Annotated in this window: 3 protein-coding genes and 1 tRNA gene; 1 reads left to right on the plus strand and 3 read right to left on the minus strand. The window is 59.3% G+C overall.

Features of this window, described 5'->3' with window-relative positions:
- Together tig and L0H65_RS18225 are read right to left on the minus strand one after the other, a co-directional pair.
- Nucleotides 1-1,022 (minus strand): trigger factor (tig, locus tag L0H65_RS18220; RefSeq protein WP_301460629.1); only part of this gene is annotated, 1,022 nt, incomplete at its 3' end.
- Nucleotides 1,023-1,046: 24 nt separating this feature from the next.
- Nucleotides 1,047-1,131, minus strand: a tRNA-Leu gene (locus L0H65_RS18225).
- 193 nt (nucleotides 1,132-1,324) lie between these two features.
- Here L0H65_RS18225 and L0H65_RS18230 point away from each other — a divergent pair.
- Nucleotides 1,325-1,801 (plus strand): Hint domain-containing protein, encoded by a 477-nt coding sequence (locus L0H65_RS18230; protein WP_301460630.1) that lies wholly within the window; start codon nucleotides 1,325-1,327, stop codon nucleotides 1,799-1,801.
- Between the two features lie 67 nt (nucleotides 1,802-1,868).
- Here L0H65_RS18230 and L0H65_RS18235 read toward each other — a convergent pair.
- A partial coding sequence (locus L0H65_RS18235; RefSeq protein WP_301460631.1) for an ADP/ATP-dependent (S)-NAD(P)H-hydrate dehydratase occupies nucleotides 1,869-2,504 on the minus strand: 636 nt, incomplete at its 5' end.

A 2,504-nucleotide genomic window follows, 5' to 3' on the forward strand; every position in this document is an offset into this window, starting at 1 on the left:
TCGGTGGTCTCGATATTGTCGTGATTGTGGTCGTGAACCTCAGGGTTCTCCTCATGCCACAGCTGATGCGCGATCTGCCCGGCTTCGGCTTCGACCAGCGACGGCGGCAGTTCGAACTTCACCATGCCATCCAATTGATCCAGCAACGAACGCTTCATCACCGCGCGCGCGGCACCGGCATATTCAGCTTCCAGACGCTCCGAAATCTGGCCTTTCAGACCGGCGAGATCCTCGGCGCCGAATTTCTTGGCCAATTCGTCGTCAATCTCCGCAGGCTTCGGGGCTTTCACTGCCTTGACGGTGCAGTCAAACACCGCCGCCTTGCCCGCCAGATGCGCAGCACCATATTCGGCGGGGAAAGACACATCGACCTTCACCTCATCGCCGGCCTTGGCGCCGACAAGCTGCGCCTCAAAACCGGGGATAAAGGAGTTGGAGCCGAGCACCAGCGGGTAATCCTCACCCGCGCCGCCCTCAAAAGCCTCTCCATCGACGGAACCTTTGAAGTCAATCACAACCTGATCGCCGTCCTTGGCTTTGGAGCCTTTCTTGCGGTCTTCAAAATTCTGCGCGGATTCGGCCAGATTGGCCAGCGCCTCATTCACCGCGGTATCTTCGGCCTTCACGATCAGGCGTTCCAGCGTGACCTTGCCTGCATCAAGTTCCGGGATTTCCGGCAAGGCTTCATAGGCCATCTCGACCACGACATCCTGGCCTTCTTTCCAGTTCTCACCGTCCGTCATCTTGACATCGGGCTGCATTGCCGGGCGGTCACCTGAGGCCTCAAAGTGGCTTTTCATCGCGCCGTCGATGGCTTCCTGCATCGCGTCGCCCATGATGCGCGGGCCAAATTGCTTGCGCAGCATGGCCATCGGCACCTTGCCCTTGCGAAAGCCCTTCATCTCAACCTCGGGCTGCGCCTCGACCAGCTTTTCCTGCACTTTCACATCAAGCTCTGCTGCGGTCACCGTGATGGTGTAGCCGCGCTTGAGGCCGTCTTTGAGGGTCTCAGTGACCTGCATATAAATCCATCCTTCTTACATATCTGGTGCGGGTAGAGGGACTTGAACCCCCACGCCTTGCGGCGCCAGAACCTAAATCTGGTGCGTCTGCCAATTTCGCCATACCCGCATCGCCACACCGCCGCAGGCTTGCACCCTGACGATGAAAATCCGCGCCCTTCTAACAAAGGCACGGGCGGGATGCGAGGGGAAAAGTTTGCCTTAAAATGGATAGATTCAAAATCCAAGTTTGACGTTTCGTTGACTCATTGCCGCCACATTTGAAAGCGATGAAGGTTCAGGGATCACGGAGAGCACAGAAAATGACACATAACGCCAGCGACCGCACGACCGCTTTGACCGAAGGACTTGTTGCCGGAACCACCGTTCTGACGCTTGCGGGCGAAATGGCGGTTGAATACCTGTCGGTGGGGGATCGCATCATCACCCGCGCCGGTGCCCGTGTGCTGCGCTCGGTTCACTCGACCGTGTTGCCGACGGCGAAACTGGTGTGCATCTCAGCCTCCGCCCTTGGCGTCGATCAACCGGCGGCTGATATGTGCGTGGCACCCGACCAAGGCATCCATATCCGCGATTGGCGCGCGAAGGCGCTGAAAGGCGTGGCCCAAGCCGTGATTGCTGCCAAGGAACTGGCGGATGGCGAATATATCCGCATCGAAACCGTGGTTGGCGCTTGCGTTTATCGGCTGGAATTTGACCAGGCAGAGGTGCTTTATGCCAACGGGGTGGAAGTGACCTGCACCCCCGCAACCGTTGCCGCGACCGTGATCGCCGCCTGATCTCTGCTCTCGTTATGCTTTCACAAAGCCCGCCTTGCAAAAGGGCGGGTTTTTGCTTTGCCCGACGCTACAACCCAAGTGCCCGAAACACCTTTGGCAATTCTTCCGGCAGATCTTCGGCGATCAATCCGGGGCCAAAACTGCGCGCACATTCGACATGCAGCCATGCCCCGGTTTCCGCTGCTTGCATTGGTGCAAAGCCGCGCGCCAGAAGGCCGGTGATAAATCCGGCCAGAACATCGCCGGCACCAGCGGTTGCGAGCCACGGCGCTGCGCGGTCGTAAACCGCGGCATTGATCGCGCAGCGCCCATCCGGGCCAGCAATCACTGTGTCCGGCCCTTTATAAAGCACGACACAGCCCGCCCGTTTGGCAGCATCGCGGGTGGCATCCACCTTGGAATAAGCCGGGCCTGTGGCGGCCCGTTCCGCCAATCGCGCCGCAATGTCCGGAAACAAACGGGCAAATTCTCCGGCGTGCGGCGTCAAAACGCATTCCTCATGCAGCAAGTCAAACAAAGCCGCATCCTGCGCCAACAATGTCAACGCATCCGCGTCCAGCACCGTAGGTCGGGGTTCACTCCGACTTTGCAACGCCACCGCCACCATCTCCACCTGAGTCGCGCCCAAACCCATCCCCGGCCCCAGGCACAGCGCATTGGTTCGGCGGTCCTCTAGTATCTCTTCCAGCCTCTCAACCCCATC

Source organism: Pseudorhodobacter sp., assembly GCF_030452865.1.
Lineage (GTDB): Bacteria > Pseudomonadota > Alphaproteobacteria > Rhodobacterales > Rhodobacteraceae > Pseudorhodobacter.

Coding starts and splice junctions, on each gene's coding strand:
- L0H65_RS18230 (WP_301460630.1), top strand. CDS start 1,325: ATGACACATAACGCCAGCGACCGCACGACCGCTTTGACCGAAGGACTT.